At 58.6% G+C, this 18909-nt stretch carries 16 protein-coding genes and 3 pseudogenes; 7 read left to right on the forward strand and 12 right to left on the reverse strand.

Annotation, left to right across the window (positions count from 1 at the left end; all coding sequences use genetic code 11):
- Positions 1–123 precede the first annotated feature (123 nt).
- The 6 genes and pseudogenes from QMK50_RS24425 to QMK50_RS24450 form a co-directional block, all read left to right on the forward strand.
- Positions 124–1407, forward strand: a complete 1284-nt coding sequence (locus QMK50_RS24425) for an OprD family porin (RefSeq protein WP_320334199.1) — start codon at positions 124–126, stop codon at positions 1405–1407.
- A 225-nt stretch (positions 1408–1632) separates the two neighbouring features.
- Positions 1633–2670, forward strand: coding sequence for a branched-chain amino acid ABC transporter permease (locus QMK50_RS24430; RefSeq protein WP_223503008.1), 1038 nt, complete (start codon positions 1633–1635; stop codon positions 2668–2670).
- Entirely contained in the window at positions 2670–4436 is a 1767-nt protein-coding gene (locus QMK50_RS24435) for an ABC transporter permease subunit (protein ID WP_223503006.1), read from the forward strand. Before QMK50_RS24430 ends, QMK50_RS24435 begins: the two co-directional genes overlap by 1 nt.
- On the forward strand, positions 4433–5197 hold the full coding sequence (locus tag QMK50_RS24440; protein WP_320334200.1) for an ABC transporter ATP-binding protein: 765 nt from the start codon (positions 4433–4435) through the stop codon (positions 5195–5197). Before QMK50_RS24435 ends, QMK50_RS24440 begins: the two co-directional genes overlap by 4 nt.
- A 68-nt stretch (positions 5198–5265) precedes the next feature.
- Positions 5266–6402, forward strand: a complete 1137-nt coding sequence (locus tag QMK50_RS24445; protein WP_223503002.1) for an ABC transporter substrate-binding protein — start codon at positions 5266–5268, stop codon at positions 6400–6402.
- Between the two features lie 89 nt (positions 6403–6491).
- Positions 6492–6575: pseudogene (locus QMK50_RS24450) on the forward strand (DNA-directed DNA polymerase); the annotation flags it as partial.
- 63 nt (positions 6576–6638) lie between these two features.
- Here the strand turns inward: QMK50_RS24450 and QMK50_RS24455 are convergent.
- From QMK50_RS24455 to pchA, 8 genes and pseudogenes are all read right to left on the reverse strand, one after another.
- A pseudogene (locus QMK50_RS24455) lies at positions 6639–6707 on the reverse strand (hypothetical protein); the annotation flags it as partial.
- A pseudogene (locus tag QMK50_RS24460) lies at positions 6688–6889 on the reverse strand (sigma 54-interacting transcriptional regulator); the annotation flags it as partial. The pseudogenes QMK50_RS24455 and QMK50_RS24460, both read right to left, overlap by 20 nt.
- A 62-nt stretch (positions 6890–6951) precedes the next feature.
- Positions 6952–8406 (reverse strand): tyrosine-type recombinase/integrase, encoded by a 1455-nt coding sequence (locus QMK50_RS24465; RefSeq protein WP_320334201.1) that lies wholly within the window; start codon positions 8404–8406, stop codon positions 6952–6954.
- Positions 8407–8742: 336 nt separating this feature from the next.
- Positions 8743–9114, reverse strand: a complete 372-nt coding sequence (locus QMK50_RS24470) for a c-type cytochrome (RefSeq protein WP_320334202.1) — start codon at positions 9112–9114, stop codon at positions 8743–8745.
- Positions 9115–9174: 60 nt separating this feature from the next.
- A complete protein-coding gene (locus QMK50_RS24475; protein WP_320334203.1) occupies positions 9175–10743 on the reverse strand; it encodes an FAD-binding oxidoreductase in 1569 nt (522 codons plus the stop codon).
- A 13-nt stretch (positions 10744–10756) separates the two neighbouring features.
- Positions 10757–11449, reverse strand: coding sequence for a hypothetical protein (locus tag QMK50_RS24480; protein ID WP_320334204.1), 693 nt, complete (start codon positions 11447–11449; stop codon positions 10757–10759).
- 10 nt (positions 11450–11459) lie between these two features.
- Positions 11460–11795 (reverse strand): cytochrome c, encoded by a 336-nt coding sequence (locus QMK50_RS24485; protein WP_320334205.1) that lies wholly within the window; start codon positions 11793–11795, stop codon positions 11460–11462.
- 53 nt (positions 11796–11848) lie between these two features.
- Positions 11849–13324, reverse strand: coding sequence for a 4-hydroxybenzaldehyde dehydrogenase (gene pchA / locus QMK50_RS24490; protein ID WP_320334206.1), 1476 nt, complete (start codon positions 13322–13324; stop codon positions 11849–11851).
- Positions 13325–13671: 347 nt separating this feature from the next.
- Here pchA and QMK50_RS24495 point away from each other — a divergent pair, with 347 nt between their 5' ends.
- On the forward strand, positions 13672–15519 hold the full coding sequence (locus QMK50_RS24495; RefSeq protein ID WP_320334207.1) for a sigma 54-interacting transcriptional regulator: 1848 nt from the start codon (positions 13672–13674) through the stop codon (positions 15517–15519).
- A 75-nt stretch (positions 15520–15594) separates the two neighbouring features.
- Here QMK50_RS24495 and QMK50_RS24500 read toward each other — a convergent pair whose 3' ends face one another.
- The 4 genes from QMK50_RS24500 to QMK50_RS24515 all read right to left on the reverse strand — a co-directional run bounded on the left by QMK50_RS24500 (position 15595) and on the right by QMK50_RS24515 (position 18888).
- Positions 15595–16530, reverse strand: a complete 936-nt coding sequence (locus tag QMK50_RS24500) for a transporter (RefSeq protein WP_320334208.1) — start codon at positions 16528–16530, stop codon at positions 15595–15597.
- 268 nt (positions 16531–16798) lie between these two features.
- Positions 16799–17341, reverse strand: coding sequence for a histidine phosphatase family protein (locus QMK50_RS24505; RefSeq protein WP_320334551.1), 543 nt, complete (start codon positions 17339–17341; stop codon positions 16799–16801).
- A gap of 68 nt (positions 17342–17409) precedes the next feature.
- The gene (locus QMK50_RS24510) at positions 17410–18465 is read right to left on the reverse strand and encodes an SDR family oxidoreductase (RefSeq protein ID WP_320334209.1); all 1056 of its coding nucleotides are present in this window, start codon (positions 18463–18465) and stop codon (positions 17410–17412) included.
- A gap of 3 nt (positions 18466–18468) precedes the next feature.
- The gene (locus QMK50_RS24515; RefSeq protein WP_320334210.1) at positions 18469–18888 is read right to left on the reverse strand and encodes a nuclear transport factor 2 family protein; all 420 of its coding nucleotides are present in this window, start codon (positions 18886–18888) and stop codon (positions 18469–18471) included.
- Positions 18889–18909 lie beyond the last annotated feature (21 nt).

Genomic DNA, 18909 nt, shown 5'->3' on the forward strand with positions numbered 1-18909 from the left:
CGGATTAGAACGAGCAACACCCGAACTTTATTGGGCACGCCTGCGTGGTCGCTCAACAGGTTCGGGGGCAGGTACACGCCAGCAGTAAGGACCCGTTCAATACTAATAAAAATAGAGAAAACCATGAAAGCTCAAGTTCGCGTTCCCTCGAGTATCGCTGTTTGTTTTGTTCTCTCCGTTCTTGCTGGGCAAGTAAGGGCAGCCGGTTTCGTCGAAGACAGTAAAGCCAGTCTGACGATGCGCAATTACTACTTCGACCGCGACTACAAAGGCACGTCCGCGCAATCGGCAGCCCGCGAGTGGGCCCAAGGCTTCATTCTCAAATACAGTTCAGGGTTCACCCAGGGACATGTGGGTTTCGGTATGGATGCCGTGGGGCTATTGGGCGTCAAGCTCGATTCATCGCCGGATCGTACTGGCACAGGTTTGCTGCCGTACGACGTGCCCAGCCGAGAACCTCGCGACGATTACTCGGAGCTTGGCCTGACTGGAAAAATGAAAATCTCGAAGACGGAACTGCAAGCCGGGACCATCAGTACGTTTCTGCCAATCGCCTTCGCAAGCCCCACGCGTTTGTTGCCGCAGACCTTTCGTGGTGCCTATTTGCGCTCGCAGGATCTGGACAACCTGACGTTGAATGCAGGCTGGTTGGACCGCATTAATCTGCGCGATTCCACCAGTTACCAAAAAATGACCGTCGCATCGCCCAACGGTCGTTTCAACCCCACCGCAGAATCGGACCGGTTCGTCTTTCTGGGCGGTGATTACAAATGGTCCGATAGCCTGACCCTGAAGTACTACCACGCTGTGCTGGACGAAATGTATCGCAAGGACTACTTCGGCTTTGAGCAGATACAGCCTATCGGTCCCGGGAAGCTGAAGACGGATGTGCGCTATTTCATCACAGGGGAAGACGGCGCGGCCAAGGCTGGGCATGTCGACAACCGCAATCTGGGGATGATGTTCACTTATTCGGTGGGCGCCCACAGCCTGGGGGCCGGTTATATGCAACTCAACGGCGCTACCGCCATGCCTTATCTGACCGGGACCGAACCCCTGGTAGTGTCCGAAGGGTCGCTCAGTTCCGAGTTCCTCAACCCCAAGGAGCGCAGTTGGCAAGTGCGCTACGACTACGATTTTGCGGGCGTCGCAGTGCCGGGCCTCAAAGGCATGGTGCGCTACCTGGAAGGCAGCAATATCCAACTGCCGACGGCTTTGGGTGGCGATGGCCTCAGTGAAAGCGAAAAAGATGTCGAACTGTCCTATGTCGTGCAGTCGGGCACTTTCAAAGGGGTCAGCGTACGTCTGCGTCATGCCTGGTATCGCAACGATTTCGCCCCGGCGGCTTCCTTCCGCGATGACAACGAGACACGGGTGAACATCGATTACACCTTGGCGCTCTGGTAGTCCAGGCAGCGCCTGGCCGAACGGCGCCTGGCCGCGCCCGCCCACCCCAACAAGAACAACAACATTGGATTACTGATCATGCAGCAGCGTGGATACGACGTTCCGACACATCGAAATCGAATGGCCGCGGCGCCTCTCCCTAACAGTCCTTCCGGTTATTGCACCTACAGCGCTCCGCACTCCGAAGCCACATCCGTCCTGCTCGCATTCCACTGAGGGTCACTCATGGACTTTTCAATTCTGGCATTTCTTACCCAGGACGGGCTGACCACAGGCGCTATTTATGCATTGGTGGCTCTGGCACTGGTTCTGGTGTTTTCGGTTACTCGCACGATCCTGGTTTTCCAGGGCGAGTTCGTGACCTTCAGCGCCCTGACACTAGCCACGCTCCAGTCCGGACTTTTGCCCGGCACGTTGTGGTTGTTGATCGGTTGCTCAATCGCGGCATGCCTGCTCGACAGTGCAATCGCATTGAAACAGCGGCAACCATGGCAATTGCCACGAATCGCGCTCAGCTACCTGGCACTGCCACTTGCATTGCTTGTAATACTCAGCACTTTTGACCTGCAAAGCCTTCCAGGACTGATAAAAATCATTGTTGCACTGGCGATCGTTACACCGTTGGGACCACTGCTATACCGGCTGGTCTATCAGCGCGTTGCCCAAAGTTCGGTATTAGTGCTGCTGATCATTTCGGTCGCTGTGCACATCGTGCTGATCGGGGCCGCCCTGTGGATGTTCGGTGCTGAAGGGGTACGAACTGAGGCCTACAGTGATGCCGGTCTGATGCTCGGTGAACTCTCGATCAGCCTGCAAAGTCTGCTGGTGGTTGGTTGTGCGTTGCTGTTGATCGGCCTGCTTTACGTTTTCTTTGGCCACAGTTTGTATGGCAAAGCCCTGCGAGCCACCGCATTCAATCGCACTGGCGCGCAACTGGTGGGCATTCCCACTCAACTCGCCGGCAAAAGCGCTTTTGCGCTGGCAGCCTTCATTGGGGCAATTTCCGGAATCCTCATCGGCCCACTGACAACCTTGTATTACGACTCCGGTTTCCTCATCAGCCTCAAGGGCTTCGTTGCCGCAATCATTGGCGGTCTGATCAGCTATCCATTGGCCGCCGCAGGTGCCTTCCTGGTAGGCCTGCTAGAAAGTTTCGCGACCTTCGGGGCATCGGCTTACAAGGAGGTCATCGTTTTTACACTGGTCATACCCGTGTTGCTCTGGCTCTCGCTGAAACACCCCAACATTGAGGAGCAACACTAATGGCCCGTCGTCTCATACCGCTGTTTCTTCTGCTCTTGGCGGCCGGTATCGCCCCTCAGATATTGCCGTCCTTTTACGTCAGCCTGTTTAACTACATCGGCTTGTACAGCCTGGTTGCGTTGGGCCTGGTGTTATTGACGGGGGTCTGCGGCCTGACGTCGTTCGGCCAGGCAGCATTCGTCGGCATCGGGGCTTATGCCACCGCAGTACTCAGTACCACACTGGGGTTATCACCCTGGCTAGGGCTTCTGGCCGGCTTGAGTATGACCCTTGTTGTTGCCTTGGTACTCGGCCTGCTGACCTTGCGCCTGGCGGGTCACTACTTGCCCATTGGCACCCTGGCTTGGGGGTTGGCGATCTATTACCTGTTTGGCAATCTGCCGGGGCTGGGAGGTTTTGGCGGCATTCAAGACCTGCCAACCATCGCTTTGTTTGGCTGGCGGATCGACAGCGCAGCGGATTTCAGCCTTCTGATCGGAGTCTTGCTGATCGCCTGCATCTGGCTGCTCGACAATCTTCTGCACAGTCGTCAGGGGCGCGCCATCCGCAGTCTCAAGGAAGCTGGCGGCATGGCCGAGGCGATGGGGGTGGACACGGCACGCAGCAAATTGATCGCATTCGTGCTGGCAGCGCTGCTTGCTTCGCTATCCGGCTGGCTCTATGCGCACATGCAACGAGTGGTCAATCCCACACCTTTTTCGGTGAACATGGGTATCGAATACCTGTTCATGATCGTCCTGGGTGGCACTGCGAGCCTATGGGGAGCGCTGGTTGGCGCGGCGCTTGTGACTTTGATCAAGCAGGTGCTGCAAGACGTGTTGCCGATGTTGTTCGGGCATGCCGACAACTTCGAAATGATTTTCTTCGGTCTGCTGGTGATTCTTGTACTGCAGTATGCCCGAGGAGGTTTGATGCCACTTTTGCGCAATCGCCTGCCGACACTTCGCGCTTCCATCCTGCCCCTCGCCGATGCAACTGCATTGCCGCGGCGCCAGCCACCCACGAATGGCTCCCCGCTGCTGATAGCCGAAGGCCTGGTAAAGCGTTTCGGCGGGCTTGTCGCAAATAATGATATGAGCCTATCGGTCAAATCAGGCGAAATCACAGCGCTGATCGGCCCGAACGGCGCAGGCAAGTCCACATTGTTCAATCTGTTGTCCGGGGTACTGCCTCCCACTGCCGGAGAGATCCTGTTTCTGGGTCAACGCATCGACGGCCTCCCGCCACGCAAAATCGCCAGGCTGGGTGTGAGCCGCACCTTCCAACACGTGCGCCTGCTACCGGAAATGAGTGTTCTGGAAAATGTCGCGCTGGGCGCCCATAGCCGGGCAAGCGCAGGGCTGCTGCGTTCACTGCTGCACACAGAGCGCGAGGAGGAAAAACGGATCCTGACCGAAGCTGCGCGCCAAATCGAACGCGTCGGATTGGGTCAATTCATTCATGCCCCTGCTGGCAGCCTCGCTCTGGGACAGCAGCGCATTGTCGAGATCGCTCGTGCCCTGTGCAGCGATCCCTTGCTGTTGCTCCTCGACGAACCCGCGGCGGGTCTGCGATATGGCGAAAAACAAGCGTTGGCCGGTCTGCTCGAACAACTGCGCCGCGAAGGCCTGGGCGTGCTGTTGGTGGAGCACGACATGGACTTCGTCATGCGTCTGGCTGACCACGTCGTAGTGATGGAGTTCGGCCAGCGTCTTGCTGCCGGGACCCCCGATGAAATACAGGACAACCCGGCGGTGCTGGCCGCTTATCTCGGAGGGGTGGAATGAGCCATCTACTGCAAGTACGTAATCTATCGGTCAGTCACGGCAAGGTCGAAGCCGTGCGCAAGCTCGACCTGCATGTCGAGGAAGGCCAGATCGTCAGCCTGATCGGCCCGAATGGAGCGGGTAAAACCACCTTGATGGCAGCCCTTATGGGTTTGCTGCCCGCTACCGGCGAAGTGCGCTACTTGGGCCAACCGCTGTTGGCCCACAAGGGCGTTGCGCAACGTGTTGGCATGGGCATGGCGCTGGTGCCGGAAAGCCGCGAACTGTTCGGCCCGATGAGCGTGGAAGACAACCTGCGACTGGGCGCGTTCAGCCGCCATCGTCGCGGGCTGCGGGATCACGCCCAAGGCCTCGATGAGGTGTTCGGGTTATTTCCGCGACTGCATGAACGTCGCCAGCAGGCAGCCTGCACCCTCTCCGGCGGCGAGCGGCAGATGCTTGCCATTGGGCGCGCATTGATGGGCAAACCCCGATTGCTGATGCTCGACGAACCCAGCCTGGGTCTTGCTCCGAGGGTGATCAACGAGACGTTCTCGATTATCGAGAACCTGCGGCGCAGCGGCGTTTCGATTCTCTTGGTGGAGCAAAACGCAAGAGCTGCGCTCAAGATTTCGGACTACGGGTATGTCATGGAACTAGGCGAATTGGTTCTGGAAGGTCGAGCTGAAGACCTGGCGCAGAATCCAAAAGTCGTTGAGACCTACCTCGGCCGTAAACCCACTACATTCGGCCCCCCAAAAACCGAGGCGGTCGATGCTTGATAAAAGCAAAAACCTGCTGATCAAAGTCCCCCGCACATAGAACAACAACAAAACCACCTGGAGCTTCCATGAAACGCCACATCGCCTTGTTTTTAGCTGCATCGATGACAACAGCCGCTCATGCCGACCTCTCGATCGGCATCATCCTTTCGACAACCGGACCCGGTGCCTCTCTGGGCATTCCAGAACGTAATACCGTGCAACTACTGCCCAAACAGATCGCCGGTCAAACCGTTAATTACATCGTCCTTGACGACGGTAGCGACAGTACCGCGGCCACCAAAAACGCTCGCAAACTGGTGAGCGAAAATGCGGTTGACCTGCTGATCGGTTCCACCACGGTGCCAACCTCCTCGGCGGTCGCCCAAGTCGCCAAGGAAAGCAGCACAGCGCAGATCGCCCTTGCTCCTTACGTCCCGCCAAACAACGAAAATCGCTGGATCTTCACGATCGCTCAAACCAATACCCTCATGGCCAAGGCGCTCATCGAGCACATGCAGCACAACGGCGTAAAAACACTGGGCTACATCGGCTTCAACGACGTCTGGGGTGAGGACTGGTTCAAGGCCCTCGGCGAACTGGCTCCCGCAGCCGGTATCACACTGGTGCGCGATGAGCGTTTCAACCGTACTGACTCCTCTGTCAGTGGCCAGGCGTTGAAAGTGATCGGCACACGACCTGACGCAGTGCTGATCGGTGCTGCCGGCGCTCCTGCTGCGCTGCCCCATACCGAACTGCGCAGGCTCGGCTACAAGGGCGCGATTTACCACACTCATGGCGCTGCCAATAGCGCCTTCCTGCGGATCGGGGGCAAAGCCCTCGATGGGGCCATCCTGCCCGTCGGTCCGGTAGTGGTGTGGGACAAGCTACCGGCCAATCATCCCTCCAAGGCTATCGCGAGCCAATACGCCCAAAGCTATGAAGCACAGTTTGGTCCCAATAGCCTTTCTCCTTTTGGCGCCTATTTGTATGACGCCATGCGCCTGGTGGAAGCCGCAGTTCCGGGTGCACTGCAAGCCGCGCAGCCCGGAAGCCCCGAGTTCCGTCAAAGCTTGCGTGATCAGCTTGAAAAAACCGACAACGTTGCCGGCACCCATGGAGTTTACAACTTAAGCCCAACTGACCACTTCGGGCACGATGAACGCGCCCGTGCGCTTGTCAGCGTGCAAAACCAGCAATGGGTTCTACTGGACGGTCCTCAATAAAGACATTTGTCTAGTCCTGAAACAGGTATGCACCTGTTCCACCACAATGCCTGATGCACTCCATCGGGCATTGTGTCTGGGCGCCAGTTTGTAGCGCCATGTTTGGCAAGCGTCTCACGCAGTTGCCTCCGATCAAGGAGCCGGTAGTGACTTACCTGATGCGGGCCTCGGAGATCCGGGTCATCAGGCAACTTCTTCAGCCTGTAGGCTAGTGCAGGCCGGGTCATACCCAGCAGACGCGCAGCTTCTGAGACATTTTGCCCAGTGCGCTCCATAGCACCTTGCAGCACCGATGACGCGCACATCGACACTGCGGGTCTGGCTATCGCCCACCCGTTCAAGTTCCCCCTCCTGCAAAACGCGTCAGCTCGACGATTTCATAGAGTAACAGCGTGCCGCCATGTGCCCGCTCGAAGCGGCCCATGCGAGATTGTTGAGCTCCGGTGTAGGCGCCTTTTTCCACTCCAAATAGTTCGGTTTCAATGAGTTTTAGGTCACAACACGGGTTGTCGCGGGTGTAAATTCCAGAGTGCTCTGGGTGCAACAGCCCTATGAAAGTGGCCGCGACTCTGTAGTCGCGAACGCTGGAAAAGACAGCATCGACTCGGTCGGTGGGTGCTCGTAGGTTGAGGACAACACGGTACTGAGTCGATCGCCCAACAGATTCCAAGCACGCTTTTTCTCTTCGGCATAATCGTGATGCAGGTAATGGCGTCTTACCCGGGAGCCGGCCAGCACATGATTTTGGCAACGATCGATGACGTCCAGGCTGACACCCAAAGCCTGCATCATGGTCGCGCCCGTGCGGCGTAAGTCATGCGGTGTCCAGTCACCGTTCTGGCCGTCGGCCAGGACCAGCGTATCGTCGTGACGCCGTCTGGAGAGAGCCCTACGGTTTTTGAACCGGGCCTGACGATCGCCTACTTGCTTGCTCACCACTTTCACATCCACATGCTGATCATCCTGCTTGTTGGGGAAGCACCACTGGGAGTCTCCCGTGAGGGTCTTGAGCTCCTGAAAGAAATGCAGGGCGAAGGGGGAGAGGAAGACATGGTGGTCCTGTTTCTTGCCCCGGGAGCCTTTGACGTTTTCACTGGGGAGGAACCACGTTTGCCGGTCCAGATCGACATTTTTCCATTCGGCCTGCAGCAACTCGCCAATCCGGCACAAGGTGCCCAGGCTGATCCAAAGCGCGAGTTGAGTTTCTTTTTTCAACGGCCGAATGCCGTCGTATTTTTGGCCGGCGGGGAGGGCGTTGTAATCGGCGGTCATTTGCTGGAAGCGGTTATGCAATTCCAATAGCTCCGCCGGCGAAAGGATCCGGCTTCTTTCGGCCTCGTAGTCGGCCGGGATCAGGGGGGAGATGTCGACCAGTTCCGTCGGGTCGCCCTCGACCAATAAGGCCTGCCAGGGCTGGCGCTTTCTGGCCCAGCCAAACATCTGGGTGAGGTCGGCGAAGAAGCTGATGGCTTGCCGGTGAGCGCCGCGGTTGAGCACGGTGCGGATCAGCGCCCGAACATCGTGTTCGGAGACGCTGCTCACCGCGGTCTTGCCGAGTGCCGGAAAAAGGTCCTTGTTAAAACGGCGTTGTAGTTCGGCGTTACCGTCTTTGCGTGCAACACCATCCAACAGCCAGGCCTTGGCCAGATCCTGGACTGTCAGCGTTTGCACCTTCGTCGTTTTTACTTGTTCGGCCTCTACGTTAGCCGCGGCGTATGCCTCTGCCTTGGCGGTTTTCTTTTGCTCGTTGGGATTGATTTGCTCATCAATGAGCGCCCTGGCCTGGTTGCGTGCTTTACGGATGTCCGTCAGGGATTTGCGCGGCCAGGTTCCGCAGGAGTACTCTTTGTTCTGCTCGCCCCACCGATAGCGATAGAAAAAGCTGACCGACACACCGTCCTTGCGGACTGAGATTCGCCCGGCGAGATTGCCATCCTCCCTGAGGATCCGGCCGGCATCATTGGCGGTCAACGACTCGAGTTCTTTGATGGTGATTTTGGCCATAAAATGGGTTCCCCCTACTTTTACCCCCACAAAAACGTCGGCTCTTGATGGACGTTACTGGACTCTCGTAGAGCAGAACACCGCTGGAGCTCAAGTAAATACTAGCTTGGAAAAATCCAGAGTAAAATTTTGGAAGCTTTCAAGAAGTATAAAAAAGAAGATGGGGTGCTAGGGGTCGAGTGTTCGAATCACTCCGTCCCGACCATATAATTCAAGGGGTTGCGAGATTTTATCTCGCGACCCTTTTTTATTTTTAGGCGTTTTTCCCTTACAGAACGGCTGGTTCTGGATGGAATCCTTTTAGCTTCCGTTTAGGGGTAAAGCGCCCTTGGGTCCTCACTTCAAACTCTTGAGATAAGCGATGAGGTGCTGACGACTCTGCGCATCGGGCTGCCCCGGGAACATCATCATGTTGCCCGGTAGGAGGGTGGCAGGGCTCGCCAGCCACTTGTCCAGAGTGGCATCACTCCACTGCAGCTTGGCGCCTTGCAGGGCGGCGGAATAGGTAAAGGCCGGCGCCTGGGCGCTGGCGCGATCGAACACGCCGTGCAAACTCGGCCCCATCAGGTTTTTGCCCGCTTCGGGGCTGTGACAGAAGCCGCATTGAGCGGCGAAAAGGGTTTGGCCCTGAGTGACGTCGCCCTGGGCCAGCGTCAGAGGGGCGGCCAGCAGCAGGGCGCTGGCAACCAGTAATTGTGTGTAAGTCATTGCGTTACCTACAAATAAAAAAGCCCCGCCAAGACAGACTTGGCGGGGCCTCAAGGGCAATCAGAATGTGTTGGCGAGGTCGATGCCCGACTTGCCCGGTGCCAGAATGTTGTTCGGGTCCAGTGCACGCTTGATGGCATGCTCAAGCTTGCGTTTGACAGGGCCGTAGCTCTGCGCAACTCGATCCTGGAATGCGGTGTTGACGCGGTATACGGCGTAGCCTTCCTTCTCGAATACATCCAGCAACTCGGCAAAGCAGGCGTTAGCGCGCTTGGTTTCTTGCGGGTTGGTGCGGTCATACAACACGTCGATTACGTGGTGCATGTCGCGCCAGCCGACGATGAACTCGCCGACATAGTCCAGACCGTGCTTGTTGAGGGTCTTCTTGGCCAGCACCTGCTGTTTGTCGCACTCGCTGCCTCGGGCCTGGCTCACCGGTGCAAACCACATCGAGCCACCACCGCCGCGCCAGTTGTACAGGCCAAATTCCTGCAAGTTAGGCACCCCGGACATCAACTGGGCGCGGTACTTGAACGGCTGGGTTTCACCGGCCTCTTCCTGGGTGACGATTCGGCCCTTGCCCAGTTGCTTCAGGGCTCCAATGACGATATTCCAATTGACGTCGACCTGTTCCTGAGTGCCGTACAGGGCGGCGTAAACGTTCCAGGCGCCGAGGTTCTTGTCTTTCTGGATCTGCTTGAGGATCGCGTCGGAGGTTGCACCCGGCTCGCTGGTGTAGTCGGAGCGGCGGGTGTTGCAGGTGGATGCCTCCCAGAGCACGCCAGCGATCACTACCGAATTGGGAATAACCTGGGCGATGCGCAGCGGACGGATAAATTCGACGATCTCGGCGATGTCCGACTCGTTCTCGAACTTGATTTCGAACGGTTTGAACACGGGCGGTTTTGGCATCAACCAGAAGCCCATCTTCGTGCAGATACCGTAGTTGGCCTGAGTGAACATGCCGTCCAGGGTCGGGCCATAGCCCCACTTGAAGACCTGCCAGGCGTTGTCGCCTTTCACTGCGCCCATGCCGGTTCGGTACACATCGCCGTTGGCCAGCACCACTTCCATACCGCACTGCATCAGAAAGTGTTCGCCGTAAGGCGTGTAGCCCACGCCGCGATCCATGGTGTTGCCCAACGGCCCGGCAATGGCCGACGGCGCGGAGAACGACAGCATCAACGGCAGGTTACGTTCCTGGATGTAGTCGTAAAGCTGCTGATAGGTCACGCCCGGCTCAACCAGGGCGGTACACAGTTCAGGGTCGACGTGGAGAACTTTGTTCATCTTCTTCAGGTCGAGAATGATCTGGCCACGCTGGCCTGGTGCTGCAGAGCCGTAACCGAAGTTGCGACCTGTGGAGATGGTCCACACCGGGATCTTGTGTTCGTTGCAGATCTTCACCACGCCTTGCACCTCTTCGACGGTGGTGGCGGTGACGGCGGCAGACGGCGTGTGCTCGGCATTGTCCACGGCGATCATGATCTTGGAGTAGGGGATCAGTTGATCGTCTTTGACCAGAACGTTTTCATCGCCCAGCAGTTTGCGAAACTTGGCGATTGCTTGTTCGAAGTTTGCGCTGTCGACACCGCGCGGGAGCAGGGTCTTGTTGATTTGCTCAGTCATTTGGTTAGCTCCTTCAAGCCTCGATCGAAAACGAAACGAAATTACCGGTAAGCGGCGACGTTCGGCGGGTGACCTGTGGTGCTTGCCCGTTGCTGGTGGTGCCCAGGGCAGCGAGGGTGTAGCCCAGCGTGGCCAGCCATTGGTCCGAGCCGCTGCTGTGGCGGGCAGCCGCGGACATTTGCAACGGAGCTTGTAGGCCATGCATGCGGTGTTCTGTAAGACTGAAACCGGTCCCGCAGGTGTTCAGGCTCAGGCCAAGTTGTGGAGCACAGCCGCTGGCCGCTTCGGCGCTGAGCAGTCGGTGCTGTGAGGCGTTGGCCGTGGCCCGATGCTGGCCGAGCCACTGCACGCGAGCGCCGGCACTGCGCGCCAGGTCAATGATCAGCGCGGCACTGGCATCGTCGACCAAGCCGATCATGCGTTGCGGTTCACCGCTGCTCAGGCGTTGTTCCAGGCCGAGAATGAAGTCCAGGCTGAGGTCGCTGCGCTGCACCTTGACTTGACTGCCTCCCGGGATTGCAGCCATACCCTCGAGAAAGGCCGATTCGGCGACTTCGCCACTGACAAGGGCCAGGATCGGCAGCGCTGCACGGGCCTGGTTACCCAATACCGTTTTGGCCATGGTCAGGCCGGAGCTGCCCATGGCTATACCCGCCAGGCTGCCCAGAGCCATGCCCTTGAGCAGTACACGACGTTCGACGTTCATGGCTGGCTCCTCAAGGCTTGGCCGCTGGGGCGGGCGTTTTGGAAATGTATTCGGCGACCTGTTGCAGCGAGTGATCGTCGATGAACGAGGCAGGGAAGGCCGGCATGGCGCGAAAGCCATTGCGCACAATTGCCGTGATGTACTGCGGTGGCAGCTGGCGGCCGGTGATTTGCGGGCCGACCTGTTTCTCGTGGCAGTGGCCGCACACCTTGGCGTAAACGTTTTCTCCGCCTTTCCAGACGCCATCGCCATCGGCGGCAGCATTCCCGGCCAGCAGGACATACGGCAACGCAAAGCAAGCAGCGAAGGTCCGTTTCACAACCGGGTTGTTGAGCAGTGAGGACATTTCGTACTCCTTATTCTTATTGGTAGGTTGGTTCGTGGGAGCCTTGGTCCGGATCAGAAGGGGTACTGCCGAGGCGTGTGTTGCAAGGTGATCCAGTGGTCGGTGGTGAACTCGTCGATCGCCCAATCGCCATTGAAGCGACCCAGGCCGGAATTCTTTTCGCCGCCGAAGGGGGCGTTGGGTTCGTCGTTGACCGGGATGTCGTTGACGTGGGTCATGCCGGCATGGATGCGTTTGGCGAACTGCACGCCGCGCTCCAGGCTCGCGCTGAATACAGCACTGGAGAGCCCGTATTCACTGCTGTTGGCCAGTTCAAGGGCATGCTCGGCGTCACGCGCCGACTGGATGCCAACCAGAGGGCCGAAAATTTCTTCGCGGGCAATCTCCATGTCAGCCGTGACCCCGCCGAACACGTGCGGCGGCAGGACGTTGCCCTGGGCCTGCCCGCCTGCCAGCAGCGTTGCACCTTCGGCCTGCGCCGTGGCGATCTTCTCTTGCAAGCCTGCCAGTTGCTTGCTGTTGATCACGGGACCGATCACGGTTTCAGCTCTATTCGGGTCGCCATAGGGCAGGGCCTTGACTCGCTCGACGAATCGCCGGGTGAACGTTTCCAGCAGCGGCTGCTCGACGATGATGCGGTTGATCGCCATGCAGATCTGGCCCTGGTGGAGGAATTTGCCCACCACGGCGGCGCTGACGGCCTGTTCGACGTCGGCATCGGCCAGGACCACGAACGGACTGTTCCCGCCAAGCTCCAGGGCCACGTGCTTGAGGTATTCACCGCCGCTGGCGATGCGGCCGATGTTGCGTCCGACCTGGGTCGAGCCGGTAAAGGAAATGAAGGCCGGTACCGGATGCTCGACGAAGGCGTCGCCGATCTCTGCGCCGGAGCCCACCACCACACTGAGTACGCCCGACGGCAATCCGGCTTCCTCGAAGATGCGTGCCAGCAGCAGGCCGCCGGTAACGGGGGTATCGCTGGCTGGCTTGACCACCACGGCGTTGCCTAGCGCCAGGGCAGGTGCCAGGGAGCGGGCTGTCAGGTGCAGCGGGAAGTTCCATGGGCTGATCACACCGATCACGCCCAGCGGCGTGCGGTAGACCCGGCTTTCCTTGCCCGGAACGTTGGAGGCAATAATACGGCCATGCACGCGGCTGGGCAGGCTGGCCGACTCCAGGATGATCGCGCGCGCGGCGCCCCATTCGATCTGTGCCTTGATACGCGTACTACCGGATTCGCGGATGATCCAGTCGATGATTTCCTCGCGGCGCTCGTCGAAAACCTTCACGACGTTGAGCAGCACCTGGCCACGGGCGGCAGGCCCCCGCGTGGCCCATTCGACCTGGGTCTCGCGTGCAGTGAGGTAGGCGGCGTTGAGATCTTCGCGGTTGGCCAGGGTGATCTGCAGCAAGCGCGACTGAGTAAAAGGGTCGAACACCTCCAACGAGCGACCGGTGCCGCCGGCACGCCATTGTCCGGCGAGCGGTTGCAGTTCAAGGTTCTGATAGGCAGGACGAGTAGCGGTCATGACGTTCTCTCTTATAGGTGTTTTGTCAGCATGCACATGACCCGATGTAACAATTACTGTGCCAAGCTCTGTTTCGTAGTTGAAAACCCTTATAAAACAAATGCATATGCTGTTTTTGGTGGTGAGTGACGATCGCCGCCCAACAGTGACAAACCAGGGGGTGCAGAAATTTATGCAGAAGAAGTCGCAGGCTTGTTGAAAGCTTTGCAACCGTTGGGAGGGACAGAATATGTGCGATTATCGAGCGAAGGGCGCGGCTGAAGCGCCGAGTCACCCGCTGGCAGATTGACCCCGCGGGGTGAGTGAGCATACTGAAAGGCTACCTACCTGCCTCTTGTTGATTGCCCATGACTCGTACTCCGTCCAACAAGCCCGGTCGTCCAGCGGACGAGGAATTCCTCAAGCAGATGCTTGGCCGAAAGAAGCGCTTGCTCGTCGACCGGGCGAGCCAGTTCGGCGCCAGCGGTCTGCCGTCTGCCGAACAGTTGGCAGAGACCGTGGCCTTCGCCCCAGAGGATGGCAATATCTGGTTGTGTGGCCAGCGCATGATGTTGCTGCAAGGCTCTGCGTTCGGTGCCATCCGCCGCGAGCTGATCGAGGCGCTGGGGTTCGACAGGGCCCGTGGCCTGTTGACGCGAATCGGCTGGCAGGCCGGTGCGCGGGACGCCGCGCAGGTCAGCGAACAGTGGCCGCAAGGCGATCACGCCAGCCTGTACAGCGCCGGGCCGCGACTGCACATGCTTGAAGGCATGGTCAATGTCGAGGTGGTGCGTTTCGAAATCGACTCCGGCGTCGGTCACTTCTACTCTGAGTTCCTTTGGCACAATTCACTCGAAGACGACGAGCACATCGCGGCCTTTGGCCTGGGGGGCGAGCCGGCTTGCTGGATGGAGATCGGTTATGCCAGTGGCTACGCCTCGTCGCTGCTCGGACGCCTGGTGGTGTTCCGCGAGCAGGAATGCCGCGCAATGGGTCATCAGGCCTGTCGCATTGTCGGAAAGCCGGCCGACCAGTGGGACGATATCGATGTCGACCTGGCTTATCTCGATCCGAGTGACTTCCTCAGTCGCAGCACTTACGCCTCGGGCATTGAAACCACCGTTGCCGATCTGAAGGAGCCCGCCGACAGCAAACAGTTGGTGGGTATTTCAGCCTCGTTCGTCGCTGCCAGTCAGTTGCTGCAACGGGTGGCGCCGACCCAGGCAACCGTGTTGTTGACCGGGGAATCGGGCGTGGGCAAAGAACTGTTCGCGCGCACCCTGCATCAGGCCAGTGCTTGCCGGGATATGCCGTTGGTGGCGCTGAACTGCGCGACCTTGCCGGAGAACCTGGTGGAGGCCGAGCTGTTTGGCGTTGAGCGCGGTGCTTTCACCGGCGCCGATCGTTCGCGCCCCGGGCGCTTCGAGCGGGCGCATGGCGGTACCTTGTTCCTGGACGAGATCGCGACCCTCGGCCTCAGTGCCCAGAGCAAGATTTTGCGTGCCTTGCAGGAGGGCGAGATCGAGCGTGTCGGCGGCACGGCGCCGATCAAGGTGAATGTGCGGGTGATCGCCGCGACCAACGTGGATCTGCGTCGCGAGGTTGAGGCGGGGCGTTTTCGCGAAGATTTGTTCTATCGCCTCAATGTCTTCCCCATCCACCTGCCGCCGCTGCGTGAGCGCCGCGAAGATATCCCGTTGCTGATGAGTTACTTCCTGCGCACCTTCAGCCTGCGCCACGGGCGCCAATTGGCCGGCTTCAGCACGCGGCTGGTCAACGCGCTGTTGACGTACCGATTCCCGGGAAATATTCGCGAGCTGCAGAACTTGATAGAACGGGGTGTGATTGCCGCCGGTGACGGCGAGGTGATGGATGTCGTGCACCTGGCCGAGGCCGGGGCGTCGTTGATGGCAACAGCCATCGGCCTGACCTCCCAGGGGCGCTTGTCGGCAGCCCAGCGCAGTGAGAAAACGACGGGTACTCCGTCAGCGTCAGCCGAGGACGATAGTGTCATGGGCGCGCTCGCTGAGCCGGCGCTGGAAAGCCTGCAGGACTTCGTCTCCGGACGCCAGCGGGTATTAAGCACCTCCTTGGAGGAAATCGAGTTACGCCTGGTGCGCCTGGCAATGGAACGGTCCGGGGGCAACATTACGGCGGCGGCGCAGATGCTCGGCATGAGTCGCGCGCAAGTCAGTTATCGTCTCAAGGGGAGCTGAGGCGGCGAGCGACCTGGGCGCTTCCAACAAGCAATGCCCCGCGACCTGTTGAAGGTCGTGGGGCGTGGGTCTTGATCAAAATGCGGTGGTCAACTTCAGCCAGTAGGCCTGGCCCTCGGCACGGTTGCGCACACCCGATTCGTCCTGCCATTTGGCACTGAAAAACCAGCCGTTTTTGCTGGTGTACTGTACCGCCGGGCCAATGGAGAAAGAGCGGCCACGGTTGCCATCGGCGGCATCGACCAAGGCTGCGGCGGCGCAATGGGAGGCGCTGCACTGGTCATCGCTCACCTGCTTGTAAGCGTGACCACCAACGCCGAGCACCCAGCCATTGCCCAAGCCCCAGCCTAGGGTGTAGTCGGCATGGAGCTCGCGGCCGGACTGGTAATGGGTGTCCTGATTTTCGAAGTTGTAATCGTACATCAGGCGCACATCGGCGTTAAAACCCGTGGGGTCCATATAGGTCATGGCATACACCGCTTGTACGGTGTAATAGTTCGTGCCGAGGTTGACCAGGTCGTTTTTGTCGTACTCGCTGGCGGTAGGCAGTACGAAGTCGACACCCACGGCGGTGTGGAACTTGTCACTGTGGTGGAAACCGACCACCGGGCCGAGGTGAGCGTCGCCGATGCCGCGCTTATGGTCGTGTGGACCGCTCTTGATGTTCAGCCGTATGTCATTGAGCGGGAGCAGTGCGTGGAAGCCCAGGTTGCCACCGAGTACCTGCTGTTCGGTGACCCAGATGAACCGAGGCACGACAGTAGTGACGCGCAGATCGATGTCGGCCACCTTGTCGCCAGCGTTATCGCGCAGGGTATCGGCCAGGTAGTCGCCGACGAATACCTGACCGTAGGTGCCGGGTGGCGGCAGGATACCCATGCCGTAGATTTCAATGCCCATCGGCCACGACGACACACCGCCTTCGGTAGCCTGGGCAAGTGAAGTGCTGCCGGCCAGCAACAGGGCAGCGCTGAGCGTAAGGGGAGTGCAACGAGTGAGTGAATGGTGCATGAGAGGCCAACCTTATTGTTATGAGCGGCGTGCAGCAGCGTTTAACTGCGCAAGGTTGTCCTTCTCAACTATTGTGCCAGTTTGTATTTTTTTATTTTTTGTTGTAAATCAATAAGTTGTATTATGTCTTTGAGTTGATCAATGTCTGGGCGGCTCGCCTGTGGCGGTTCTTGTTAAGAGAATTCGACTGAGTGCAAAAAGTTCGTGCGGGTTCACTCGCTGCCTTGCTTCCAGCAGCAGCCACTTACTCTCGATCAACTAGCGCTACTTACACACCAACATAGCGGTACACCGCTGCGCTCCAATACTGGCTACCGTTACGCGTATGGCGAACCCAACCATCTTTCACCAACTGTTTGGCGATCATTCGGTTCATGAAGCCATGACCGAGCAGCAGGACGGATCCTTCGCCAGTAAGGGACTGCAATAGTTCAGCGGCTTTGCTGGCCCGCATCCTCGCAGTGTTGGCCGATTCGACGCTGCCTGAGTAGCCACAAAGCCATAAGATTCTAAGGATAAATGCCCAGGTAAAGGGCGAGAGCCGTGGGCGTTTCCAATGACCAAAAGGTAGTTGGGCTTCGCAGAAAACGGCGTCGACCAGTACCGGCTTCAGCCCGAGCGCTTGCACGGAGCTAAGCGCACGAGGCGCGCTGCTTGAAGCAATGACCGTGGCGGATGCAGCGAGTCGTTGACTGGCATCCGGAACCGGCTGCTGGGTGATTTCGGATCGGTTGTAGTGTTCGATCCAGTCTTTCATCTCGAGTGCTGAGACTTTATCGACGTTCGCCAGTTGTGGCTGGCCATGTCGCATCAGAATTATTTCCCTGTTCACAGCGAATTTACTTCCTTGTCTGGTGCGCTTTGAAGGTTACTTTTCGACTATGTCGAACGAGCGTTTTTGTTCGAGGTCCGCGCATTGTGTTTTTCAAACCAGCCGTGATCGCGGTACCACGCTACGGTGTCAGTGATTGTCAGCTCTAGCGACCGGAAACTGAGGCCAAGTTCTTGTTCGCTCTTGCTGTGATTGAAGTGGGTGCGGTACTCCTCTCGTATCATCAGGCGTAAGGTGGCCATGCTCAACAGTATGGGCTTGCCGGTAAGCCGAGCATAGATCTCCTGCACAGCCGCCAAGGTGTATAGAAGCACGAGCGGTAGTTCCCGCGAGGGTGTCTTGACCCCCGCAATACGGCCCAGGATAGGTACCAACTGGCGCATCGTCATGTGCCGGCCTGCCGCGAGATAGCGCTGGCCGCGCCGCCCATGTTCGGCGGCGGCTATCAGCGCCCGAGCGACATCACGTGCATCGACCACTGAGACGCTACCGGGGATCAATCCGGGCAATTTGCCGTTCACGACATCCTGTACCAACTGTCCCGAGGAGGTCGGACCGATGTCGGCGGGGCCCCACATCCAGCCAGGCAGCACCATGCAGGCATGCATATCAGGATGTGCTTCCAGGAACGATAGGATGACTTGGTCGGCGAGTATCTTGCTGCGGTAGTAGTCGTCTGCGTCGGCTTCGGCCCGCAGACACGTCTCATCGATGGAGGTGCCAGGCGCACCGTCGAGCACGGCAATCGAAGAGGTGTGGATAAACTGTCGTATACCGGCGCGGTAGGCCTGATCAATCAGGTCCTGCGTACCGATGACATTGACCTTTTCCAGTTCTTTCCAGTGGCTGCCGCCCTTGTAGTTGTCGCGAAAAAAGGCCGCGGTATGAAACACCACATTGCAACCTTGCAACGATGGTGCGAATGCGCTGACGTCGGCCATGTCCCCAACGACCAGTTCCACCTTCGGTAGTTTGTTGAACTGCTGTTCACCTTTGGCTCTGGAGCGGACCAGGGCTTTGACGGAGTAGCCACGAGCGATCAGTTCTCGTACCAGATTGTTGCCCAGCAAGCCGGTTGCGCCAGTAACAAATGCGTTGCGCATGGATTAACTCTCCCCCTGTTGGGCTAACGGCATCAACACAGCACTGTCGAAGAAGGCCTCCTCACGGATCACCAGCCCATCCTTGAAGGTGAAATGCGCAGCATAGTGGAGGGTGATAGGCCGTCCGTGGGGGGCAATCACCCGGCCAGGCAGCACCAGCGGGGCGGTGAAGGTACCGCTCAGCAAGGCCGTCAACGCCAAACGATCGTCCGCGACCATGAATGGGCTGAGAGTCACTTGCGCATCGGGCAGTGCGTCGAAAATCGCGGTCTCGCGTTTGCGCATGGATTGGCGACCGACTTGAATCCCCATGCTATCGAGGTAGATAAAGTCTTCATGCACCAATGCAAGCATTGTCTCTACATCGCGGCGATTGAAGGCTGCCGCGGCGCGTTGCGCATAGTCGTTGGGGCCAGTAGTCATACAGTGCATTCCCGTTGTTTC

It is taken from the genome of Pseudomonas sp. P5_152, from assembly GCF_033989915.1.
In the GTDB taxonomy this organism is placed as follows: Bacteria; Pseudomonadota; Gammaproteobacteria; order Pseudomonadales; family Pseudomonadaceae; genus Aquipseudomonas.

Excerpts from the sequence above, each read along its gene's own strand:
- QMK50_RS24425 (WP_320334199.1), top strand. The coding sequence starts at position 124 with ATGAAAGCTCAAGTTCGCGTTCCCTCGAGTATCGCTGTTTGTTTTGTT.
- QMK50_RS24430 (WP_223503008.1), top strand. The coding sequence starts at position 1,633 with ATGGACTTTTCAATTCTGGCATTTCTTACCCAGGACGGGCTGACCACA.
- QMK50_RS24435 (WP_223503006.1), top strand. The coding sequence starts at position 2,670 with ATGGCCCGTCGTCTCATACCGCTGTTTCTTCTGCTCTTGGCGGCCGGT.
- QMK50_RS24440 (WP_320334200.1), top strand. The coding sequence starts at position 4,433 with ATGAGCCATCTACTGCAAGTACGTAATCTATCGGTCAGTCACGGCAAG.
- QMK50_RS24445 (WP_223503002.1), top strand. The coding sequence starts at position 5,266 with ATGAAACGCCACATCGCCTTGTTTTTAGCTGCATCGATGACAACAGCC.
- QMK50_RS24465 (WP_320334201.1), bottom strand. The coding sequence starts at position 8,406 with ATGGCCAAAATCACCATCAAAGAACTCGAGTCGTTGACCGCCAATGAT.
- QMK50_RS24470 (WP_320334202.1), bottom strand. The coding sequence starts at position 9,114 with ATGACTTACACACAATTACTGGTTGCCAGCGCCCTGCTGCTGGCCGCC.
- QMK50_RS24475 (WP_320334203.1), bottom strand. The coding sequence starts at position 10,743 with ATGACTGAGCAAATCAACAAGACCCTGCTCCCGCGCGGTGTCGACAGC.
- QMK50_RS24480 (WP_320334204.1), bottom strand. The coding sequence starts at position 11,449 with ATGAACGTCGAACGTCGTGTACTGCTCAAGGGCATGGCTCTGGGCAGC.
- QMK50_RS24485 (WP_320334205.1), bottom strand. The coding sequence starts at position 11,795 with ATGTCCTCACTGCTCAACAACCCGGTTGTGAAACGGACCTTCGCTGCT.
- pchA (WP_320334206.1), bottom strand. The coding sequence starts at position 13,324 with ATGACCGCTACTCGTCCTGCCTATCAGAACCTTGAACTGCAACCGCTC.
- QMK50_RS24495 (WP_320334207.1), top strand. The coding sequence starts at position 13,672 with ATGACTCGTACTCCGTCCAACAAGCCCGGTCGTCCAGCGGACGAGGAA.
- QMK50_RS24500 (WP_320334208.1), bottom strand. The coding sequence starts at position 16,530 with ATGCACCATTCACTCACTCGTTGCACTCCCCTTACGCTCAGCGCTGCC.
- QMK50_RS24505 (WP_320334551.1), bottom strand. The coding sequence starts at position 17,341 with ATGCGACATGGCCAGCCACAACTGGCGAACGTCGATAAAGTCTCAGCA.
- QMK50_RS24510 (WP_320334209.1), bottom strand. The coding sequence starts at position 18,465 with ATGCGCAACGCATTTGTTACTGGCGCAACCGGCTTGCTGGGCAACAAT.
- QMK50_RS24515 (WP_320334210.1), bottom strand. The coding sequence starts at position 18,888 with ATGACTACTGGCCCCAACGACTATGCGCAACGCGCCGCGGCAGCCTTC.